Source organism: Streptomyces koelreuteriae, from assembly GCF_018604545.1.
GTDB lineage: Bacteria > Actinomycetota > Actinomycetes > Streptomycetales > Streptomycetaceae > Streptomyces > Streptomyces koelreuteriae.
On sequence record NZ_CP075896.1, the window covers coordinates 5,399,530 to 5,420,446 of the forward strand.

Here is a 20,917-nt window from a genome sequence, read left to right on the forward strand (position 1 = left end):
TGGATCAGTCGTGGGAGCCCTGCTGGAGGGCTCGTGGAATCGATTACATCGACGGGTGGATGGAATCGATTACACGCCGGTAAATCAAGACCCCCGGGGCACGTCGCAACCGGATCGTGATGTCGCGGGAGGCTCCCTGCCGGTCCAGGGTGGAAGGAGGAGGTCCGTTTCCAGGGCGAGCGGAGGAGCCATGACGGCGGCGACCCGGAACGACGTACCCGTCGCCCTCGGCGGCGACGGTGTAGAGGTGCGCAACATGCCCATCGGGGGCGATATGTCGGTCAGCTACATCAGCCTGCCGCAGGGCACGGACATGGGCCCGGCCCTCAAGGGCCTGCCCGACGACGCGTGCCAGTGCCCCCACTGGGGCTATGTGCTGAAGGGCCGGATCCGGATGCGCACGGCGTCCGGCGAGGAGGAGTACGAGGCGGGGCAGGCGTACTACTGGCCTCCGGGCCATGTACCGCTCGCGCTGGCGGACAGCGAACTGGTGGAGTTCTCCCCGACCGACGAATTCAAGCAGGTGATCGATCACGTGGTGGCGCAGTCCGGGTGAGACGGGCAGGGGGTTCCCCAGGGGCCGATGAGTTTCGCCGGCCGGAGGGGTCCACCCCTCATCGTCCGGTCCCCTCGACGTCTCGTCGATCACAGGAGGAGCCCCGTGCCTCAGCTACTGCGCGTGCAGAACTTCAACGTCTCCAGCGACGGATTCGGCGCCGGTGAGAACCAGAGCCTTGAGCGGCCGTTCGGCCACGCCGACCCCGGCACGATGTTCGCGTGGGCCGGGGCGACGGCGAGCTGGCCGAACCGTACCGACCCTGGCGGCAGCCGCGGCCTCGACGACTACCTCACACGCGACTTCGCCCACAATATCGGCGCCGAGATCATGGGCCGCAACAAGTTCGGCCCCCAGCGCGGCCCCTGGCAGGACCACGAGTGGCAGGGCTGGTGGGGCGACGAACCGCCCTTCCACACCCCGGTCTTCGTGATGACCCACCACCAGCGTCCCTCCTTCACCCTCTCCGACACCACGTTCCACTTCGTCACCGGCGACCCGACCGACGTCCTCGCCCAGGCCCGGGAAGCGGCCCAGGGCAAGGACGTCCGCCTCGGGGGAGGGGCCGCCACCATCCGGGAGTTCTTGGACGCGGACTTGGTCGACACGCTGCACGTGGCGGTCTCGCCGGGGGTGAAACTCGGGTCCGGCTCACGGCTCTGGGAGTCGCCCGACGAGCTACTGGACCGCTTCCACTGCGATGTCGTACCGAGCCCGAGCGGGGTGACGCACCACCTGTTCTGGCGACGGTGAGGGACGGTGAGGCGAGTGGAGCGTTCGGGACAACGGGGGGTCCGTGTACCTGGGCTTTCGGGGTCGCGGGCGGCCCGATCGCTCCACTTTCCACGTCCCCGGTGCGTCACTAACCGACCCGCTGCATCGCTTTCCGGTGCCGTTCCGCCATAGCGGCTCCGGACTCGCGGCGGGCCATCCTGCGCAGGACGGAGGGCGCGAGGAGCAGCCCGGCGATTGCCCAGGCGGCCAGCACGCCCGCTGTCTCCAGGGGCCGCCAGGACTCGCCGATCTCGGCGGCGACCGCGTCGGTCGGCAGCAGCGCCGAGCGGAGACCGAGGCCGAGCCAGTACACGGGGAAGATCTGCCCGACGGTCTGCAGCCACTCGGGCAGCTTCGACAGAGGGAAGTAGATGCCGGAGATCACGACGAGTCCCATCACCGGAAGCATCAGCAACCCGACCGTGCGCGGACTGTCGACGAGTGAGCCGATGACAGCGCCCATCGGCAGGGTCGCCAGGAGACCCAGCGGCACCACCCACACCAGCGTCAGCAACGCTCCACCGCCCTGCTGAGCAACCCCGTGTACCAGGAACAGGCCCACGGCGAAGGGGAGTGCCATGGAGACGAGAGCTGTCCCCGAGACCATGATGATCTTGCCGACCAGGTGGCCGACCATGCCGTGGGGCACGGCCTTGGCCCGCAGCAGGGTGCCGTCCTCGCGCTCGGTCGCGAGGAGTTGCGCCGTGGTCATCATCCCGGTGAACGCGAGCGTCATCCCCAGCATGCTCGGCAGCATGAACGCGCCGACCGAGATGCCGGCGCCCTTCAGCGGATCGTCCCTGACCAGGAACAGCGGCACCATGAGCAGAACCGTCCAGAGCACGTAACCGAAAACGTCCTGGCCGGTGGTGAAGGTCTGCCGGAGTTCCGTCCAGCCGCGCCGCACTCCCACCACCGCCGCGTGCCACACCGGACTCATCGCGATCCCTCCCCGAAAGCGTGCACCGCTCGCTCTTCGGGAACGCTCCCCGTCTCGAGCTCCCGCACCATCGTCAGGTAGGTGTCCTCCAGGCTCGCCCGGCGCACCTCCAGTCCGCCGATCGCCTCGCCGTGCTCCTCGAACAGCCGACGGACGAACCCGGTGGGCTCGGCCGTCGTCTCCTCGAAGGGCTGTCCGTCCCGCGTCCAGCGCACGGTGGCCTCCGCCGATGCCTGCCGCGACAGTTCCTCGGCCGAGCCGTCGGCCACGATCCGGCCACCGGCCAGAATGAGGATCCGGTCGGCGAGCTTCTCCGCCTCGGCAAGGTCGTGCGTGGTCAGCAGCACAGTGGTGTTCTCGTCCGCCAGCCCGCGTACCAGGCCGTGGAACTCGTTCCTCGCCTCCGGGTCCAGACCCGCCGTCGGCTCGTCCAGGAACAGCACCTCAGGTCTGCCCACGATGCCGACGGCCACGTCGAAACGCCTGCGCTGCCCGCCGGACAGAGTTCCGATCCGCTTGTCCGCTTGCTCGGTCAGCCCCACTGCGGCGAGGAGTTCGTCGACGTCCCACGGCCGCCGCACGAGGGCGGTGGAGTACGGCGCGTAGTACGAGCCGAGATGGGCCAGCAGTTCCCGCACCCGCCACTTGCCGTGGTCGCGCCAGGACTGCAACACGATGCCCAGGCGCGCACGCCACCGCTCGTCCCCGTCGGCGGGATCGGCGCCGAGGACGGTCACGTCACCGGCGGAACGTATCCGGAAGCCTTCCAAGACCTCGATCGTGGTCGTCTTGCCCGCGCCGTTCGGGCCGAGCAGCAGGACGACTTCGCCTCGCCGGGCCGTGAAGCCGACACCCTTCAATACGTCCTGGCCGCGGTAGCGCATCCGCAGATCCCGTACGTCGATGACGGTGTCGCTCTCTGGCGGTGGGCTGTTCCCAGCCCCGGATAAGGCGTGAGTGGTCGTCATCGGTGTTCCCCCGTCGCTCTCGTGGTCCGTCTTGCGGGAACAGGGGCCGGAGGCCGTGCCGCCGTCCGTGGTCATGGGACGTGTCTGCGGCTGTGGCTGCCGTTGCCACCCGGCAGCAGCCGTTCGGGCCCTCCCGGGCGAACACATTACCGAACGGTTCAGGTATCTCACCCTGTTCCACTGCCCCGGCGAACGTTCCTGGTCAGAGCGCTAGTCGCCGCCGCCGGCCCCGCCGGCTGAACCCCACCCACGCCGACTACAGACAGCCGACCAGCACAACGGCCCCCACGGCCTCGACCCAGAAGTAGAACCAGGACGGGTAGAACGCCGACGGCCGTTCCACCACCCGCGCCACCAACCGCCCGAACGCCATCCCCGCCAGCGACACCGCCACCGTGAGGACCACCCCTGACCGCACCCCACCGGAACCACCGAGCACCGCCCAGGTGAGCAAGGCACCGACCGCGACCCCGAATCCGCCGTAGACGGCCCTGACTTCGGCGCGGGCCTCCGGGACGGACAGCTCGATGCCGAAGGGGCGGATGAGCGCCCTGGGGGCGACGAGCCCGAAGAGCCCCATGCCCAGGAAGAACAGCGCGACGATGCCTGTGCAGAGTGAGGTCATGGCGGTGAGCGTGCCGTCCGTGAGCGCGGGCCCTCAATTACTTCCCGGGTCATGGCCAGGGCTACGGCCGAGCCGTGCTCCTCTGCTCTCCGCGACCCGCTTGACGTCCCGCAGGGACTCGGTGAGCCGCCGGGCCAGGTAGTGCAGTTCCGCACTCGTCACCCGGCGTTCTGCGAGGAGTTCGTCGGCGTGGCCGAGGAGATCGCCCGCCATGGCGAGCTGTACGTCCTCGATGTCGTCGGCGAGACGGGAGACGTAGCCGGTCCCGTCGCCGACGAGGTAGCAGGGCCTGCCCTCGGGGCTCGTCCACGGCAGCAGCCGCCCCTGCGCTGAGCTGGTCATACGCCGGCCTCTGCCATCAGGTAGGGGCGGACCAGCCGGTTGTCCTCACCGCGCAGCGGTCGCTCCTCGGGGCGGCGGGCCGTCGCGGCCCTGACGCCGTCGTGGCAGTACGGGCACGGGGGCGGAGCCGGTGATCGCCGTCGCCGCCCGCGAGGCGGGAGCAGGAGGCGGAGGAGCGGCTCCAGGAGCCGGGCGATGCGGTCTGTCATGTCTGTCGGCCTTCCCACCTGCGGTGACTGCGTTCTGTGCTGAATCACTCACAGAGTGGGGTCGGGCCTCGCTACGCTGCCAGGGGCTGGAGCTTGACATCACGCCTGTCAGGAAGAGGAGTTGCCGCATGGACGAACGCCGCAGGCCTCGGTCGTCGCGGGAGAAGTACGGGGAGGAACTGAGGCTGCGGCGTACGGTAGCCCGCCTCACTCAGGAGCAACTGGGCGACCAAGTCGTATGCTCACCCACGTTGATCAGCCACTTTGAGGCAGGGCGTCGGCTGCCGAAGCCAGATGATGCCCAGCGGATCGACCGGGCGCTGGGGACGGACGGGTTCTTCGTGCGCTGGCTGGAGGACCTGGAGTCGGAGTACCGCGACGACTTCGCGGCTGTGGCTGAGTTGGAGCAGCAGGCAACGCTGATCCAGCAGTTCGCGCTCACACTGGTCCCGGGCATTCTCCAGACCCCCGAATATGCGCGAGCTGTGTTCAGCGCGTATCGGCCGAACCCCATCGCCAAGGAACTTGACAAGGCAGTTGTCATCCGAACGAGGCGCGCCAGGCTGTTGGACGATCCGTCGAAGCCGGTCGTCTGGACGCTGCTCGACGAGGCCGTAATCAGACGCCAGGTCGGCGGACCGCAGGTCATGGCCGATCAGTTGCGAAGGATCGTGGACTTGGCCGAGTCCGGGCGTCTGCGGCTCCACGTGCTCCCGTACGAGGCGGGAGCGCACGCGCTGCAGCAGGGCCTCCTGACCCTGATGTCCTTCGAGGACTCCGCTCCGGTGGCGTACGTCGAAACCTTCCTCGTCGGTCAACTGATTGACAACCCGCCCCTGGTGAGCACCGCGCAAGCGGCCTACGCTCTCGCGCTCAGCGACGCGTTGTCCCAGCAGGATTCACTTGCCCTCGTCAGGGCAGCAGCGAAGGAGCACTCGCATGACCGGCCTTGAGATCACCGGGTGGTACAAGTCCAGCTACAGCGGAGGGGAATCCCCGCAAGGCGAATGCCTGGAAGTCGCCCACGGCCACCCCGGCATCCCCGTCCGGGACAGCAAATCCACCCCCGGCCCCATCCTCACCTTCTCGGCGACTGGCTGGACTGCTTTCGTCACCGCCGTCAAGGAAGGCCAGTTCACCGCCGCAAGCTGTAACTGACCAGCGATGCCCCCACCACCGACCCGAGGGTCGGCACGAGGAACTGCGTGAACGCGGTCCAGCCCGCTCATGGAGAGCCCGCTCATGGAGATCCTGCTCATCCTGATGAGCTTCGAGGACTCCGCCCCGGTGGCGTCAGAACGCTTACGCTCTGGCCCTGAGCGACGCGTTGTCGCAGCAGGATTCACCGCCCCTCGTCAGGTCCGCAGCGGAGGAGCACGCACGTGATCAGCAGTGAGCGCACCGGCTGGTTCAAGTCCAGCTACAGCGGCGGCAGCCAAGCCGATTGCCTGGAAGTCGCCCACGGCCACCCCGACATCCCCGTCCGGGACAGCAAATCCACCCCCGGCCCCACCCTCACCTTCTCGGCGACCGGCTGGACCGCCTTCGTCACCGCCATCAAGGACGGCCACTTCACCGCCGCAAGCTGTAGCTGACCAGCGACGCCCCCACCACGGACCCGAAGGCCGGCAAGAGGAACTGGGTGAACGCGGTCCAGCCCCACACGATTCCGGCGCATGCCGCCGTCGTGTTGACGGCCACGGCCAGAATCCACAGGGCGACGCTCTGAGCCTGAGGTGACATCGTTCCTCAATTCACGGCGAATCAAGCCTGAATTCTCCCACGGGAATGGCAGGGAAAAAGGACAGCTAAGATGCTTGAACTGTAAAGCTTCTGCTTGCTCTTGTGAATTCACCGTGAAAGACGGCGGGGGCGTTGTCCTACCCGGGCGGTACGGTCGCTCCATGACCGATCAGGGCGAGCGGCGACTGGCCACGCTGGAGGGCGTACTCGAGCGCATCACGTACGCCAACGAGGAGAACGGCTACACGGTCGCCCGGGTCGACACCGGCAGAGGCGGCGGTGATCTGCTCACGGTCGTCGGTGCGCTGCTCGGCGCGCAGGTCGGTGAGTCCCTGCGCATGGAGGGCCGTTGGGGCTCGCATCAGCAGTACGGGAAGCAGTTCCATGTGGAGAACTACACGACCGTTCTGCCGGCCACGGTGCAGGGCATTCGCCGCTATCTCGGCTCGGGGCTGGTCAAGGGAATCGGCCCGGTCTTCGCCGACCGGATCACCCAGCATTTCGGGCTGGACACCCTCCAGATCATCGAGGAGGAGCCGAAGCGGCTGATCGAGGTCCCGGGCCTCGGCCCCAAGCGGACGAAGAAGATCGCCGACGCCTGGGAGGAACAGAAGGCGATCAAGGAGGTCATGCTCTTCCTCCAGACCGTCGAGGTGTCGACGTCCATCGCCGTCCGCATCTACAAGAAGTACGGTGACGCCTCGATCGGGGTCGTGAAGAACCAGCCGTACCGGCTCGCCTCCGACGTCTGGGGCATCGGCTTTCTCACCGCCGACAAGATCGCCCAGTCCGTCGGCATTCCGCACGACAGCCCGGAGCGCGTCAAGGCGGGCCTGCAGTACGCGCTGTCGCAGTCCACCGACCAGGGCCACTGCTTCCTCCCGGAGGAGCAGCTGATCAAGGACGCGGTCAAGCTGCTCCAGGTCGACACGGGCCTGGTCATCGAGTGCCTGGCGGAGCTGGCCGAGCCCGGGGAGGACGGCGAGGAGCCCGGCGTCGTACGGGAGAAGGTCCCGGGGCCGGACGGCGGGGAGCCGGTCACCGCCATCTACCTCGTGCCCTTCCACCGGGCCGAACTCTCCCTCTCCGCCCAGTTGCTGCGCCTCCTGCGCACCGAGGAGGACCGGATGCCGGGCTTCCGCGCGGTGGCTTGGGGCAAGGCCCTCAGCTGGCTCAAGGGGCGTACGGGTACCGACCTCGCTCCGGAGCAGGAGGCCGCCGTCAAGCTGGCGCTGACCGAGAAGGTCGCCGTCCTCACGGGCGGCCCCGGCTGCGGCAAGTCCTTCACGGTCCGCTCGATCGTGGAGCTGGCCCGCGCCAGGAAGGCGAAGGTGGTGCTGGCCGCGCCGACCGGGCGGGCCGCCAAGCGTCTGTCCGAGCTGACCGGTGCCGAGGCCTCCACGGTCCACCGCCTGCTGGAACTGAAGCCGGGCGGTGACGCGGCCTATGACCGGGATCGTCCGCTGGACGCCGACCTGGTGGTGGTCGACGAGGCGTCGATGCTGGACCTGCTGCTGGCCAACAAGCTGGTGAAGGCCGTGCCGCCGGGGGCGCATCTGCTGTTCGTCGGGGACGTGGACCAGTTGCCGAGCGTGGGCGCGGGGGAGGTGCTGCGGGATCTGCTCGCCGACGGGGGACCGATCCCCGCCGTCCGTCTGACCCGGGTCTTCCGGCAGGCCCAGCAGTCGGGCGTGGTGACGAACGCCCACCGGATCAACGCCGGCCAACACCCGGTCACCGACGGCATGAAGGACTTCTTCCTCTTCGTCGAGGACGACACGGAGGAGGCCGGGCGGCTCACCGTGGATGTGGCGGCCCGTCGTATTCCCGCCAAGTTCGGGCTGGACCCGCGCCGCGATGTGCAGGTCCTCGCCCCCATGCACCGGGGCCCGGCGGGCGCGGGCACCCTGAACGGGCTGCTCCAGCAGGCCGTCACCCCGGCCCGCCCCGACCTGGCGGAGAAGAGAATCGGCGGGCGGGTGTTCCGCGTCGGGGACAAGGTCACCCAGATTCGCAACAATTACGAGAAGGGCGAGAACGGCGTCTTCAACGGCACCGTGGGCGTGGTGACCTCGCTCGACCCGGTCGAGCAGCGGCTGACCGTGCTGACGGACGAGGACGAGGAGGTTCCGTACGACTTCGACGAGCTGGACGAGCTGGCGCACGCGTACGCCGTGACGATCCACCGCTCCCAGGGCAGCGAGTACCCGGCGGTCGTCATCCCGGTCACCACGGGCGCCTGGATGATGCTCCAGCGCAACCTCCTCTACACGGCGGTCACCCGGGCCAAAGGGCTGGTCGTCCTCGTCGGTTCACGCAAGGCGATCGGCCAGGCGGTGCGCACGGTGTCGGCGGGCCGGCGGTGCACGGCACTCGATTTCCGGCTCGGATCGCACGGATCGCAAAAAAATGATCGATCAAACGAGTCGTGAAGGTCACAGAGGCTTCCGGATGGGGAAGACAGGGGGCAGGATGAGCAAGTTGACGGCACTCAGTGCCGTCAATAGGCCCGATGGTCGACCCCGAGTGCACTCTCCTGAGCCAAGTGGGGGATGGTAGAGACAGTCAGGGCAACCTCGAAGATGAGGCACAACGTCGGTGAGGGAAGACGTGAGCGACAACTCTGTAGTACTGCGGTACGGCGACGGCGAGTACACCTACCCGGTGATCGACAGCACCGTCGGGGACAAGGGCTTCGACATCGGTAAGCTCCGCGCCCAGACCGGTCTGGTGACACTGGACAGCGGTTACGGCAACACCGCCGCGTACAAATCCGCCATTACCTACCTGGACGGCGAAGCGGGCATCCTGCGGTACCGCGGGTACCCGATCGAGCAGCTGGCCGAGCGCTCCACCTTCCTGGAGGTCGCCTACCTGCTGATCAACGGCGAGCTGCCGACCGTCGACGAGCTCTCGACGTTCAAGAACGACATCACGCAGCACACCCTGCTGCACGAGGACGTCAAGAACTTCTACAAGGGCTTCCCGCGTGACGCCCACCCGATGGCCATGCTGTCCTCGGTCGTCTCGGCGCTGTCCACGTTCTACCAGGACAGCCACAACCCGTTCGACGAGCGTCAGCGCAACCTCTCCACGATCCGGCTGCTCGCCAAGCTCCCGACGATCGCGGCGTACGCGTACAAGAAGTCGATCGGTCACCCGTTCGTCTACCCGCGCAACGACCTCGGCTACGTCGAGAACTTCCTCCGCATGACCTTCTCGGTCCCGGCGCAGGAGTACGAGCTGGACCCGGTCGTGGTCTCGGCGCTCGACAAGCTGCTGATCCTGCACGCGGACCACGAGCAGAACTGTTCGACCTCCACGGTCCGTCTGGTCGGCTCCTCGCAGGCGAACATGTTCGCCTCGATCTCCGCCGGTATCAACGCCCTGTGGGGCCCGCTGCACGGCGGCGCCAACCAGTCGGTGCTGGAGATGCTGGAGGGCATCCGCGACTCCGGCGGCGACGTCGACACCTTCATCCGCAAGGTGAAGAACAAGGAGGACGGCGTCCGCCTGATGGGCTTCGGCCACCGGGTCTACAAGAACTTCGACCCGCGCGCCAAGATCATCAAGGCCGCCGCGCACGACGTGCTGTCCGCGCTCGGCAAGTCCGACGAGCTGCTGGACATCGCGCTGAAGCTGGAGGAGCACGCGCTCTCCGACGACTACTTCGTCCAGCGCAGCCTCTACCCGAACGTCGACTTCTACACCGGTCTGATCTACCGGGCCATGGGCTTCCCGACCGAGATGTTCACGGTCCTGTTCGCCCTCGGCCGGCTGCCGGGCTGGATCGCCCAGTGGCACGAGATGATCAAGGAGCCGGGTTCCCGCATCGGCCGCCCGCGCCAGATCTACACGGGCGTGGTCGAGCGCGACTTCGTTCCCGTCGAGGCCCGCTGAGGCGCGTCGCCGTACCGCAAGAGCCCCCGCATCCGGCTGCCGGATGCGGGGGCTCTCGCGTAAGCACTGGAGGGGGATCTCTTACAAGATTTCTTACGCAATGAAGAAGGCGCCCCGGAACGCCGGTCCCCCCACGGGCCGACGGCCAGGGCGCCTTCCCAGTCCCGGTGCGGATTCCCCCCACGGGATCCGGCCGGGCGTCTGTGAGGACAGCGCCTGAATCGCTGTGAGCACAACGAGCAAAACTCGTCGTACCTCTGTTGTGTGCGATCTGCCGGGACAGCGCACGTCCGGGAGGGCCGCTCAAAGCTTCCCGGTGTGCGTGCCCCGGCAACGCATCTCTGGAGAAGTCCCCCAAGACATCTCCAGATGTCAGGTCACGCCCCCCAAGACGCTCCCTGACATCGTCAACTTAGACCTTCGAACCCCTTCGATGGTTACGTTCACATCACTGTGATCTGCGTCTCTTGCATATGTCCGTTAGCTGCGCAAGAGCCCGGAAATGCCGTCCCGGGACTCAAGCGTAAGGATGATGCGCGAGCCTTGTGAAGAGCTTATGTGAGCCGGGCCCGGGACTCCAGAGGGGCTCATATCAGGTTCGCCGTGAACTTAGGGCGAATTCAGGGGACTTCACCGGAATGTCCGGAGCCGCAGACTGTTCGTGACGACGAAGACGGACGAGAAGGCCATCGCGGCCCCCGCGATCATCGGGTTGAGCAGTCCCGCGGCGGCCAGCGGCAGCGCGGCCACGTTGTAGCCGAAGGCCCACACGAGATTGCCCTTGATCGTGGCCAGCGTCCGGCGCGACAGCCGGATCGCGTCCGCGGCCACCCGCAGATCGCCGCGCACCAGCGTCAGATCGCCCGCCTCGATTGCCGCGTCCGTGCCGGTGCCCATGGCCAGTCCCAGATCGGCGGTGGCGAGCGCGGCCGCGTCGTTGACGCCGTCGCCCACCATGGCGACGACCCGTCCCTCGGCCCGCAGCCGCCGTACGGCGTCGACCTTGTCCTCGGGCAGGACCTCCGCGATCACCTGCTCGATCCCCACGGCCTTCGCCACCGTCTCGGCCACGGCCCGGTTGTCCCCGGTCAGCAGCACCGGCGTGAGCCCCAGCGCGCGCAGCTCGCGCACGGCCTCGGCGCTGGTCTCCTTGACCGCGTCCGCCACGGCCAGCACGGCCCGCGCCGTCCCGTCCCAGCCGGCCAGGACGGCCGTACGACCGGCGCGCTCGGCCTCGTCCCGCGCGCGGGCCAGCTCCGGCGGTACGTCGTCGAAGAGCCGCCCCACGGCGACCTCACGGCCCTCCACGCGCCCGCGTGCGCCCCGCCCGGGAACACTCCGGAACTCCTCGACCTCCGGGAGCCGTCCGGCCCTCTCCTCGGCGCCCCGCGCGATCGCCCGCGCGACGGGGTGCTCGGAGGCGTGCTCGACGGCGCCCGCGAGCCGCAGCACCTCCTTCTCGTCGGCGCCCTCGGCGACGTACACCTCCTGGAGGGTCATCCGGCCCGTGGTGACCGTGCCGGTCTTGTCCAGGACGACGGTGTCGATCCGGCGCGTGGACTCCAGGACCTCCGGGCCCTTGATGAGGATGCCGAGCTGGGCGCCGCGGCCCGTGCCGACCATCAGGGCGGTCGGCGTGGCCAGGCCCAGCGCGCACGGGCAGGCGATGATCAGCACCGCGACGGCGGCCGTGAAGGCGGCGACACCGTCGCCGGTCAGCCCGAGCCACGCCCCGGCCGTGGCGACGGCGATCAGCAGGACCACCGGCACGAAGATCCCGGAGATCCGGTCGGCGAGCCGCTGCACCTCGGCCTTGCCGTTCTGGGCGTCCTCCACCAGCTTCGCCATCCGCGCGAGCTGCGTGTCGGCGCCGACACGGGTGGCCTCGACGACCAGCCGGCCACCGGCGTTGACCGTCGCGCCGGTGACCGTGTCCCCGGCCGTCACGTCCACCGGGACCGACTCGCCGGTCAGCATCGAGGCGTCCACCGCGGACGCGCCCTCGACCACGGTACCGTCGGTGGCGATCTTCTCGCCGGGCCGTACGACGAACCGGTCGCCGACCGCGAGCCGCTGCGCCGGGATCCGCACCTCGCGCCCGTCCCGCAGGACGGCCACGTCCTTGGCGCCCAGCTCCAGCAGCGCCCGGAGCGCGGCCCCGGCGCGGCGCTTGGAGCGGGCCTCCAGATAGCGGCCCAGCAGGATGAAGGCGGTGACACCCGCGGCGACCTCCAGATAGATCTGGGAGGCGCTGTCGCCGCGCGAGACCGTGAGCTCGAAGGGGTGCCGCATGCCCGGCATGCCCGCGTCGCCGAGGAACAGCGCCCACAGGGACCAGCCGAACGCCGCCAGGGTGCCGAGACAGACCAGCGTGTCCATGGTGGCGGCGCCGTGCCGGGCGTTCGTCCAGGCGGCCCGGTGGAAGGGCAGTCCGCCCCAGACGACGACCGGCGCGGCGAGGGTGAGCGAGAGCCACTGCCAGTTGTCGAACTGGAGGGCCGGGATCATCGCCAGCAGGACGACGGGCACCGCGAGGGCGGCGGAGACGAGCAGGCGGCGGCGCAGGGCCGACAGCTCGGGGTCCGTCGTCTCGGTGGCGGGATCCTGCCGGGTGGCGGGGTCCTTCCCGGCGGCGGGTTCCTCCACGGGCGGGGGCGCGGGCTCCTCGGCGGTGTAGCCGGTCTTCACCACGGTGGCGATCAGATCGGCGACCTCGGTGCCCGCGGGGTAGCTGACCCTGGCCTTCTCCGTCGCGTAGTTCACCGTGGCCGTGACGCCGTCCATGCGGTTGAGCTTCTTCTCGACGCGGGCCGCGCAGGAGGCGCAGGTCATCCCGCCGATGAGCAGCTCGACCTCGGCGGCCGCCGGCTCGCGGTCCGGCGGCGCCTGGGCGGTGGTGCTGGTCATGTCCTTCACTCCAGGAGGTGGCGGGGTGCCCGGGAAAGCGGAACGGGCCGTACGGGCCGGGGCGGCGGCTGTACGGCCCGTACGTCGGTACGAGTGCCAGGTCTGGAGCGTCTCAGACCTGGACTGCGGGCTCTGGGCCCGGCTCTCGTCAGGGGGCGGGGGTCAGGCCCGGCCGGCCAGCTCGAAGCCCGCCTCGTCGACGGCGGCGCGTACGGCCTCGTCCTCAAGAGGGGCCGCGGAGACGACGGTGACCTCGCCGGTCTTGGCGACGGCCGTCACCGAACTGACGCCGGAGATCTCGGAGATCTCGCCGGAGACGGCGCCCTCGCAGTGTCCGCAGCTCATGCCGCTCACCTTGTAGACGGTGGTGACGGGGCCCGTGGTGTCGGTCTGGGCGGTCATGTCGTTACTCCTCGTCGAGGCATGTGGGGCTGTGGGGCCCCATGGGGACCCGCACACCTCCCCACTGTACCCCTAGGGGGTATCGGTCCGGGGTATCAGTGCGCGACGCCCTCGGCCAGGGGGCGCAGGTAGCGCAGCAGGACGTCCTTCAGCTCCTGGACGTACGCCTCCCGCTCGTCGCCCTCGTGGGCCAGGATCAGCTCCAGGCCCGCCATGTAGATGCCGACGCACATCCGGGCGGTGCGGGTGACGGCGGAGGCGGGCACGTCGGGCACGAACGGCGCGAGGATCGTCTCGACCCGGGCGACCAGGGTCGTGTGCAGCGCGTCGTGCTCCTCGGCGATGCGGCCCGGGATGTCGGGGCCGTGCATCAGCGCGAAGAAGGCCGGGTGGCGGCAGTTGAAGTCGATGAAGCGGTCGACCGTCCCGGCGATCACCTCGTCGATCGGCGTGGCCGCGGGGTCGATCGGGGTGAGGATCTCGTCGTACGACTGCCGCATCTCGTGCATGAGCCGCCCGCCCAGCTCGATCGCGATCGCTTCCTTGTTCGGGAAGAACTGGTACAGCGTGCCCGGCGATACGCCTGCCTCGCGGGCGATGGCGTTGGTGCTGGCGGCCGTGTAGCCGGTCGTGGAGAAGACCGTGGCGGCGGCTTCGAGCAGCTGGGTGATCCGGCGCTCGCCGCGGGCCTGGCGACGGCGCGGCCGGTCCTCGGCCGTCTCCGTCATCTCCGTCGCCGTCTCCGTCGGCTCCGCCGTTTCCGCCGTCTCCGCCGCCTCGGTCGTCTCCGTCGCGGGTTTCTCGGTCTTCTCGGGCACGCGTTATCCCCAGGTCTCATCACGCGATTGACAAACGCGAGTGGGCGCTCGCATTCTGGAGTCGGCAGAAATGCGAGCGAACTCTCGTGTTTGCCAGTCTATGGCAGCCCCGTGCTGTCAGGCTGCGCCTGGACACGGGTCACGGTGAAGGGGACACCGCACGATGACCGAAGTCAACACACCACCACGCGTCGGCGGCTGGACCCGTTTCGTCACCGCGAGGCCCAGACTGTCGCTGCTGGTGGCACTGGTGATCACCGCGCTCGCGGTGCTGGCCGGCAGCGGCGTCGCCGACCGGCTCGGCGCCGGCGGCTGGGAGGATCCGGCCGCCGAGTCCACCCGTGCGACCAAGGCCCTGGAGCGCGAGTTCCCCGGCTCCCAGCCCAACCTGCTGCTCCTGGTCGACGCGGGCGACGCCTCGGTCGACGATCCGTCCGTCGCCGCACAGGCCGAGCGCCTCGCCGCCCGGCTGGCGGGCGAGCGGGGCGTCACCGGCATCGGCTCCTACTGGCAGTCCGGCACCCCGGCCCTGCGCGCCGAGGACGGCCACGAGGCGCTGATAGCCGCCCGTATCACCGGCGACGAGAAGACCGCCGCCGAGACCCTGGAGCGCATCGCGCCCCACTACCGCGGGGCGCACGGCCCGGTGGAGGTCACCGTCGGCGGCCCGGTCGCCGTGCGGCACGAGATGCAGACGGTCATCCAGGAGGACCTGACCCGGGCCGAGCTCATCGCCCTGCCGGTGACGCTCGTGCTGCTGGTGATGGTCTTCGGCAGCGCGGTCGCGGCCCTGCTGCCGCTCGGCATCGGCATCGTCGCCATCCTCGGGACCAACGCCATCCTGCGCGGCCTCACCGAGCTCACCGACGTGTCCGTGTTCGCGATCAACCTCACCACGGCCCTCGGTCTCGGCCTCGCCATCGACTACGCGCTGTTCATCGTCCGCCGCTACCGCGAGGAACTGTCGGCGGGCGCCGAGCCCCTGACGGCGATCGGCACCACCCTGCGCACCGCCGGACGCACTGTGCTGTTCTCCGCCCTCACGGTCGCGGTGTCCCTGGCCGCGATGCTGGTCTTCCCGCAGTACTTCCTGCGGTCCTTCGCCTACGCCGGGATCGCCGTGGTGCTGCTGGCCGCGGCGGCGGCGCTGATCCTGCTCCCGGCGGCGCTGATCCTGCTCGGGCACCGGGTCAACGCCTGGGATCTGCGCCGCGTGTTCCGGCGTGGACACCGGCCCGAGCCCGCCGGGGAAGAGGGCAGAGCCTGGGCACGCACGGCGACGCTCGTGATGCGCCGCGCTCCCTTCTTCGCCCTGGGCACCACAGCCGTCCTCGTCCTGCTCGGACTGCCCTTCCTGGGCGTGAAGTTCGGCACCGCCGACGACCGCCAGCTGCCCTCGACCTCCGAGTCCCATGTCGTGCAGCAGCACATCCGGGACGGCTTCCCCGGCAGCCCCGACGGCGGCCTCGAAGTGCTCGCCCAGGGCCGCGCGACCGAGGCGCAGTACGGCGCCTACAAGGAGCGGATCGCCGAACTGCCCGATGTGCAGCGGGTCGACGGGCCGCTGGTGAAGGGCGACTCGGCGTACTTCACGGTGCTGCCGAAGGGCGAGGCCGTCGACGATCCGGCCCAGCGCCTCGTCGGTGAACTGCGCGACCTCCGGGCCCCCTTCGATACCGAGGTGACCGGCATGGCGGCCGTCCTGGTCGACTCCAAGGACGCCATAGGGGAGCGCCTGCCGCTCGCCGCCGTCTTCATCACCGTCGTCACCCTGCTCCTGGTCTTCCTCCTCACGGGCAGCGTGCTGATACCGATCCAGGCGGTCGTGCTCAACGCGCTCAGCCTGACGGCCATGTTCGGCGCGGTCGTCTGGGTCTTCCAGGACGGCCATCTGTCCGGCCTGCTCGGCTTCACCAGTCCCGGCTCCATCGAGACGACCCTGCCGGTCCTGATGTTCTGTGTGGCCTTCGGCCTGTCCATGGACTACGGGGTGTTCCTGCTCTCCCGCATCAAGGAGGAGTACGACCACACCGGCGACCACGACCAGGCCGTCCGGCACGGCCTGGCGCGCACGGGCGGGCTGATCACCGCGGCGGCGGTCATCCTGGCCGTGGTCATGGTCGCGATCGGCACCTCCCGGGTGACCAACACCAAGATGCTCGGCCTGGGCATCGCGCTGGCGGTCCTGATGGACGCGATGATCGTCCGCAGCCTCCTGGTCCCGGCGGTCATGCGCCTCACGGGCCGCGCGACCTGGTGGGCCCCGGGCCCGCTGCGCCGCTTCCACGAGCGCTTCGGCCTGAGCGAGGGCGAATCGGGGCCGGCGAAGGAGGAGGAGTCGGCGGAAGAGGCGGCCAGAGACAAGGTCGGGGCGTCGCATGCTTGATCGCCCGGGGAGGTAGGAGCACCTCGGGATCCCGGGCAGCGCGAAGGCCCAGGCAGCGCGAGGTCCCGGGCCGCGCGAATGCCGGACAGGCGCGAGCCGGGCATGAACGGAAACCGGGCATGAACGGAAACCGGGCGTGGACGAGAAGGCGGGTGGATCATGCGGGCCGTGGTGTTCGAGCGGTACGGGGAGACGGCCGAGGTGCGGGAGGTCGCCGATCCGGAGCCCGCGGAGCACGGGGTCGTCGTGCGGGTCGAGGCCACCGGCCTGTGCCGGAGCGACTGGCACGGCTGGCAGGGCCACGACCCGGACATCGCACTGCCGCATGTGCCCGGGCATGAACTCGCCGGTGTCGTCGAGGCGGTGGGCGCCCGGGTGACCGGGTGGCGGCCCAGCGACCGGGTCACGGTGCCGTTCATCTGCGCCTGCGGCACCTGCCCGTCCTGCGCGGCGGGCGACCATCAGGTGTGCGAGCGCCAGACCCAGCCCGGCTTCACGCACTGGGGGTCCTTCGCCGAGTACGTGGCGCTGGACCACGCCGATGTGAACCTCGTGGCGCTGCCCGAGGAGTTGTCCTTCGCGACGGCGGCCTCCCTCGGCTGCCGGTTCGCCACCGCCTACCGGGCGGTGGTGCGGCAGGGGCGTCTCGCGGCGGGGGAGTGGGTCGCGGTGCACGGCTGCGGCGGGGTCGGGCTCTCGGCGGTGATGATCGCGGCGGCGTCGGGAGCGCGGGTCGTGGCCGTCGACGTGTCGGCCCAGGCACTGGACCTGGCAAGGAAGTTCGGGGCCGCGCGGTGCCTGGACGCGACTGCCGTGCCGGACACCGCGGCGGCGGTCCGCGACCTGACCGGCGGCGGCGCCCACCTCTCGCTCGACGCCCTCGGCTCACCGGCCACCTGCGCCGCCTCGATCAACGGCCTGCGCCGCCGTGGCCGGCACGTCCAGGTCGGTCTGCTGCCCTCGCCGACGGGCACGACGCCCGTCCCGATGGCCCGCGCCATCGCCTTGGAGCTGGAACTCCTCGGCAGCCACGGCATGGCGGCGCACAGCTACCCGCCGATGCTGGAGCTGGTCCGCGGCGGTGTGCTGCGCCCCGATCTGCTGGTGACGTCCACGATCACGCTGGACGAGGTCCCGTCCGCGCTGGCGGCGATGGGGACGGCACCGGGAGCGGGGGCCACGGTCATCGAGCCGTGGGGCTGACGCCTTTTGCTTGGAGGAGAGGGGGGGGGACAGACGACCGTGCCCCACGCGAGGGTGGGGCACGGGATCGGTGCGCGAGATCGGATAGTCGGTGCGCGAGGTCGGTCAGTCGTCTCTTCGTCCGCGGTTGCCGGGCCTGGAGGCGACCCAGGCCCGGACCGTGTCGGCGTACCAGTAGGGCTTGCCGCTCTCGACATGGTCGGGCGGCGGCAGCAGACCGTGCTTGCGGTAGGACCGCACGGTGTCCGGCTGCACCTTGATGTGTGCCGCGATCTCCTTGTAGGACCAGAGCTTTCGGTCGGTCATGACATGCACCTCCCCGCGCGGGCCACGGGGACGGCGGGAGGGCCGTCCGGGGGAGCCGGGCGTCGCGCTGGCGATCAACAAAGCCTGTCCCGGGTCCAACGACATCCGGCGACAGCGGGCAGGGCCTGTGTGCCAGGTGTGACGGAAGGCCCGCGTCCTCGCGACACGTGTGACAGGAAGCGGGTGTTTGTGACACAGCCGGGGCAAAGGCGCCCTTGCGGACCGTCGCGGACGTGGTCTAGCCGTCGAGGCCGTCCAGCAGCCGCCACGTCGTGAGGGCGAGACCGGCACGCAACAGACCTGCGGGCTCGGTGAGTTCGATGCCCAGGGTCTTTCCGATCTGCTCGAGCCGGCGGGCGACGCTGCTGTGGTGCAGATGGAGCAGATCGGCGGCCCGGCGCAGGGAGCCGGTGGCGCAGTAGGCGTCCAGGGTCTCCAGGTCTTCCGGGGCCTCGGCGACTCGGGCGATCGCGGCCACGTCGGCGTTGTCCCGCAGGGCGGCTGGGGGTACTTGGGCGAGCAGGGCCAGCGCTCCCAGGCTGTCGTGGTCGACGACCGGGCGGCGTGGAGTGGTGAAGCGGAGGGCGGTGCGGGCCTGTTGCCAGGACCGGTCGGGGCTGTCGGCGGTGCCGATGCCCGCGCGCACGCCACGCGGGAAACTCTCCCGGTCCACCGTGGTGGCCAGGACGACGCCCACGTCGCCGACCGGCGCCGCCTTCACCGGGCGGGACGGGCAGAGCAGGGCGCCGATCCGGTCGAGCGGAAGGGGCGACCGTACGGCGACGACACGGACCGGCAGATCGGCGGCGAATCCCAGGAGCCGCAGTGCCCGGGCTCTGCCGGCCTCGTCGCAGTCGGAGCTGACGGCCAGTTCGACGAGAGCGGGGTCGGCCATGGTGGTGCGGGCGGGCCCGTAGCGCTCGACGACCGCGGCGGCGGCGAGGGCGAGGCGGTCCAGCAGTACCTCGTCGAGCGGCAGGACGGGCCCCGGCCGCTCCAGCCACACCGTGCCGATCTCCTCCTCGTCGAGGGTGATCGGCGCCGTGGTGGAAGCCGGTGCCGACGGGGCGGAGACCTCCCGGCCGTCGGGCGCTACGCGGACGGCCCGCCCCGTGCCGTGCAGCCGGATCCCGGCCACGCATTCGGCCAGTCCCGCCGAGGCCCGGGCCAGAGCCGGGAGGTCCACGCGACGGCGCATCAGGGTGTCGTAGAACATCACGACGCGTATCGCGCCCTCGACCTGCGTGTCCAGCTGTGACAGTCGTACGGCCAATGCCTCCATGGCCCGAGGATAGGCGCCGATCGGCGCGCAACAGGGGCTGTATGAGCGACAGTTGGCGGATGCCCCGGGGGTCGGTGGACGGTCAGGATGACCGGTATGGACCCTGAACTCGAGGCATTCATCCCGTTGTTCCCCCGCGCCGACCTGACCGACCCGGTCGTCGAGCGCAAGAGCTTCGCCGAACTGGCCACCGCGGTGCCGGCGCCCGACACCTCCGGTATGGAGGTCGAGGGCCGTCTGGTTCCGGCCGACCCGGACGTGCCCGTCCGGGTCTACCGTCCGCAGCAGGCGCAGGGCGCCCTCATCTGGATGCACGGCGGCGGATTCGTGATGGGCGATGTGGACACCGAGCACCCGTGGGCCGCCCGGATCGCCGAGGGCTCGGGGGCGGTGGTCGTCTCGGTGGGGTACCGCCTGGCCCCCGAGAACCCGTACCCGGCCGCCCTCGACGACGCGTACGCCGTACTGGCCTGGACGGCGGAGCACGCGTCCGAACTCGGCGTCGACCCGGAGCGGATCGCGGTCGGAGGGCACAGCGCCGGTGGGAACCTCGCGGCCGCGCTCGCCCTGCGGGCCCGGGACGAGCAGGGGCCGCGGATCCGCTTCCAACTGCTCAACCAGCCAGGGCTCGACGACCGGCAGGAGACCTGGTCGCAGCGGAACTTCACCGACACGCCCTGGATGAACCGCGACAAGACCGCCGCGGCATGGCGGCACTACCTGGGCTCCCGGCCCGCCACGCCGTACGCCGCACCGGCGCGGGCCACCGACCTGTCGGGCCTGCCGCCCGCCTACCTCGCGACCGCGGAGCTGTGCCCTGCCCGTGACGAGGGCATCGAGTACGCCCTGCGCCTGCTCCAGGCGGGCGTCCCCGTCGAGCTGCACCAGTGGTCCGGCACCTTCCACGGCTCCCAGGCGATCATCTCCGCCGACATCTCCCAGCGGCAGATCGCCGAACTCACCGCGTCCCTGCGCCGCGCCCTGGCCGAGTGAACCGACTGAAAGGACATCCCTGACATGACCGTCACCCCGATCGATCTCTTCGGCTCCTTCCTCCACCTCGACGGCGACGGCCGGGTGCGCGCCGAGCGGCCCGTGTTCGACCCCGGGCGGGAGGGCTGGCAGCTGATGACCTTCCATGTGGAGACCGACGCCGATGTGCACGGCGACCACTGGGAGATCCACACCGCGGCCGATGAGGTCGTCTCCTGTCTCACCGGCGGAATACGCCTCTACCTCCGCCCCGAACGGCCGGAGGCCGATGAGGCCGACGAGGCCCTGGCGGACGAGATCAAGCTGACGGCAGGAACCGCGGTCATCGTGCCGCGAGGCCGCTGGCACCGCATCGCCCTCGACGCCCCCAGCGACATCATGTCCGTCACCCTGCCGCGCGGCAGCCGCCTGGAGAAGCGGACCGGCATCGAGGCCTGAACCCCACGGAACCGTGGGACCCGGACCAGGACACGCGGAAAGCGCTGTCATGATCTGGTCCGAATGTCCGGACAAAACATTGACAGGGCTTCGCGAAGGGGGCTACAACACCGGGGAGAGCCGAC

The 20,917-nt window shown here is 70.0% G+C and carries 22 protein-coding genes; 11 read left to right on the top strand and 11 right to left on the bottom strand.

Translation table 11 applies throughout. The features are described 5' to 3' along the window. The first annotated feature begins 190 nt into the window (after positions 1 to 190). Positions 191 to 556, top strand: coding sequence for a cupin domain-containing protein (locus tag KJK29_RS24355; RefSeq protein WP_215121253.1), 366 nt, complete (start codon positions 191 to 193; stop codon positions 554 to 556). A gap of 105 nt (positions 557 to 661) precedes the next feature. Beyond that, positions 662 to 1,309, top strand: coding sequence for a dihydrofolate reductase family protein (locus KJK29_RS24360; RefSeq protein WP_215121254.1), 648 nt, complete (start codon positions 662 to 664; stop codon positions 1,307 to 1,309). Between the two features lie 109 nt (positions 1,310 to 1,418). On the opposite strand, the gene KJK29_RS24365 is transcribed toward KJK29_RS24360, so the two are convergent. The 5 genes from KJK29_RS24365 to KJK29_RS24385 all read right to left on the bottom strand — a co-directional run bounded on the left by KJK29_RS24365 (position 1,419) and on the right by KJK29_RS24385 (position 4,414). Then, entirely contained in the window at positions 1,419 to 2,270 is an 852-nt protein-coding gene (locus tag KJK29_RS24365; protein WP_215121255.1) for an ABC transporter permease, read from the bottom strand. Continuing rightward, the gene (locus KJK29_RS24370) at positions 2,267 to 3,238 is read right to left on the bottom strand and encodes an ABC transporter ATP-binding protein (protein WP_215121256.1); all 972 of its coding nucleotides are present in this window, start codon (positions 3,236 to 3,238) and stop codon (positions 2,267 to 2,269) included. Before KJK29_RS24370 ends, KJK29_RS24365 begins: the two co-directional genes overlap by 4 nt. A gap of 256 nt (positions 3,239 to 3,494) precedes the next feature. Next, positions 3,495 to 3,863, bottom strand: a complete 369-nt coding sequence (locus KJK29_RS24375) for a DUF4345 family protein (protein ID WP_215121257.1) — start codon at positions 3,861 to 3,863, stop codon at positions 3,495 to 3,497. 33 nt (positions 3,864 to 3,896) lie between these two features. Further along, on the bottom strand, positions 3,897 to 4,205 hold the full coding sequence (locus tag KJK29_RS24380; RefSeq protein ID WP_215121258.1) for a hypothetical protein: 309 nt from the start codon (positions 4,203 to 4,205) through the stop codon (positions 3,897 to 3,899). After that, positions 4,202 to 4,414, bottom strand: coding sequence for a hypothetical protein (locus KJK29_RS24385; RefSeq protein WP_215121259.1), 213 nt, complete (start codon positions 4,412 to 4,414; stop codon positions 4,202 to 4,204). Before KJK29_RS24385 ends, KJK29_RS24380 begins: the two co-directional genes overlap by 4 nt. 128 nt (positions 4,415 to 4,542) lie before the next feature. Between KJK29_RS24385 and KJK29_RS24390 the strand changes: the two genes are divergently transcribed. The 3 genes from KJK29_RS24390 to KJK29_RS24400 all read left to right on the top strand — a co-directional run bounded on the left by KJK29_RS24390 (position 4,543) and on the right by KJK29_RS24400 (position 6,009). After that, on the top strand, positions 4,543 to 5,367 hold the full coding sequence (locus KJK29_RS24390) for a helix-turn-helix domain-containing protein (RefSeq protein WP_215121260.1): 825 nt from the start codon (positions 4,543 to 4,545) through the stop codon (positions 5,365 to 5,367). Further along, a complete protein-coding gene (locus KJK29_RS24395) occupies positions 5,354 to 5,572 on the top strand; it encodes a DUF397 domain-containing protein (protein ID WP_215121261.1) in 219 nt (72 codons plus the stop codon). The genes KJK29_RS24390 and KJK29_RS24395 overlap by 14 nt, the downstream gene beginning before the upstream one ends. A gap of 224 nt (positions 5,573 to 5,796) precedes the next feature. Continuing rightward, positions 5,797 to 6,009, top strand: a complete 213-nt coding sequence (locus KJK29_RS24400) for a DUF397 domain-containing protein (RefSeq protein ID WP_215121262.1) — start codon at positions 5,797 to 5,799, stop codon at positions 6,007 to 6,009. Here KJK29_RS24400 and KJK29_RS24405 read toward each other — a convergent pair. Next, positions 5,987 to 6,157, bottom strand: a complete 171-nt coding sequence (locus KJK29_RS24405) for a hypothetical protein (RefSeq protein ID WP_215121263.1) — start codon at positions 6,155 to 6,157, stop codon at positions 5,987 to 5,989. The genes KJK29_RS24400 and KJK29_RS24405 overlap by 23 nt on opposite strands. 161 nt (positions 6,158 to 6,318) lie before the next feature. Between KJK29_RS24405 and recD2 the strand changes: the two genes are divergently transcribed. Both recD2 and KJK29_RS24415 read left to right on the top strand, forming a co-directional pair. After that, positions 6,319 to 8,589 (top strand): SF1B family DNA helicase RecD2, encoded by a 2,271-nt coding sequence (gene recD2, locus KJK29_RS24410; RefSeq protein ID WP_215121264.1) that lies wholly within the window; start codon positions 6,319 to 6,321, stop codon positions 8,587 to 8,589. A gap of 178 nt (positions 8,590 to 8,767) precedes the next feature. After that, the gene (locus tag KJK29_RS24415) at positions 8,768 to 10,057 is read left to right on the top strand and encodes a citrate synthase (RefSeq protein ID WP_215121265.1); all 1,290 of its coding nucleotides are present in this window, start codon (positions 8,768 to 8,770) and stop codon (positions 10,055 to 10,057) included. A 630-nt stretch (positions 10,058 to 10,687) separates the two neighbouring features. Here the strand turns inward: KJK29_RS24415 and KJK29_RS24420 are convergent. The 3 genes from KJK29_RS24420 to KJK29_RS24430 all read right to left on the bottom strand — a co-directional run bounded on the left by KJK29_RS24420 (position 10,688) and on the right by KJK29_RS24430 (position 14,094). Next, positions 10,688 to 12,964 (bottom strand): heavy metal translocating P-type ATPase, encoded by a 2,277-nt coding sequence (locus KJK29_RS24420; protein ID WP_215121266.1) that lies wholly within the window; start codon positions 12,962 to 12,964, stop codon positions 10,688 to 10,690. 162 nt (positions 12,965 to 13,126) lie between these two features. Further along, positions 13,127 to 13,366: a heavy-metal-associated domain-containing protein gene (locus tag KJK29_RS24425; RefSeq protein WP_215121267.1), complete on the bottom strand. Its 240-nt coding sequence runs from the start codon at positions 13,364 to 13,366 to the stop codon at positions 13,127 to 13,129. A 95-nt stretch (positions 13,367 to 13,461) separates the two neighbouring features. Next, positions 13,462 to 14,094, bottom strand: a complete 633-nt coding sequence (locus tag KJK29_RS24430; RefSeq protein ID WP_215124442.1) for a TetR/AcrR family transcriptional regulator — start codon at positions 14,092 to 14,094, stop codon at positions 13,462 to 13,464. Positions 14,095 to 14,347: 253 nt separating this feature from the next. On the opposite strand from KJK29_RS24430, the gene KJK29_RS24435 reads away from it, so the two are divergent. After that, complete coding sequence (locus KJK29_RS24435; RefSeq protein ID WP_215121268.1) at positions 14,348 to 16,570, top strand: MMPL family transporter; 2,223 nt, start codon at positions 14,348 to 14,350, stop codon at positions 16,568 to 16,570. 159 nt (positions 16,571 to 16,729) lie between these two features. Beyond that, entirely contained in the window at positions 16,730 to 17,773 is a 1,044-nt protein-coding gene (locus KJK29_RS24440) for a zinc-dependent alcohol dehydrogenase family protein (RefSeq protein ID WP_215121269.1), read from the top strand. A 105-nt stretch (positions 17,774 to 17,878) separates the two neighbouring features. Here the strand turns inward: KJK29_RS24440 and KJK29_RS24445 are convergent, their stop codons facing one another. Next, positions 17,879 to 18,079 (bottom strand): helix-turn-helix transcriptional regulator, encoded by a 201-nt coding sequence (locus tag KJK29_RS24445; RefSeq protein WP_215121270.1) that lies wholly within the window; start codon positions 18,077 to 18,079, stop codon positions 17,879 to 17,881. 238 nt (positions 18,080 to 18,317) lie between these two features. Beyond that, complete coding sequence (locus KJK29_RS24450) at positions 18,318 to 19,361, bottom strand: PucR family transcriptional regulator (protein ID WP_215121271.1); 1,044 nt, start codon at positions 19,359 to 19,361, stop codon at positions 18,318 to 18,320. 96 nt (positions 19,362 to 19,457) lie between these two features. On the opposite strand from KJK29_RS24450, the gene KJK29_RS24455 reads away from it, so the two are divergent. Continuing rightward, the gene (locus KJK29_RS24455; RefSeq protein WP_215121272.1) at positions 19,458 to 20,354 is read left to right on the top strand and encodes an alpha/beta hydrolase; all 897 of its coding nucleotides are present in this window, start codon (positions 19,458 to 19,460) and stop codon (positions 20,352 to 20,354) included. 24 nt (positions 20,355 to 20,378) lie between these two features. Then, positions 20,379 to 20,792 carry a cupin gene (locus KJK29_RS24460; RefSeq protein ID WP_215121273.1) on the top strand — a complete coding sequence of 138 codons (414 nt, stop codon included), beginning with the start codon at positions 20,379 to 20,381 and terminating at the stop codon, positions 20,790 to 20,792. Positions 20,793 to 20,917 lie beyond the last annotated feature (125 nt).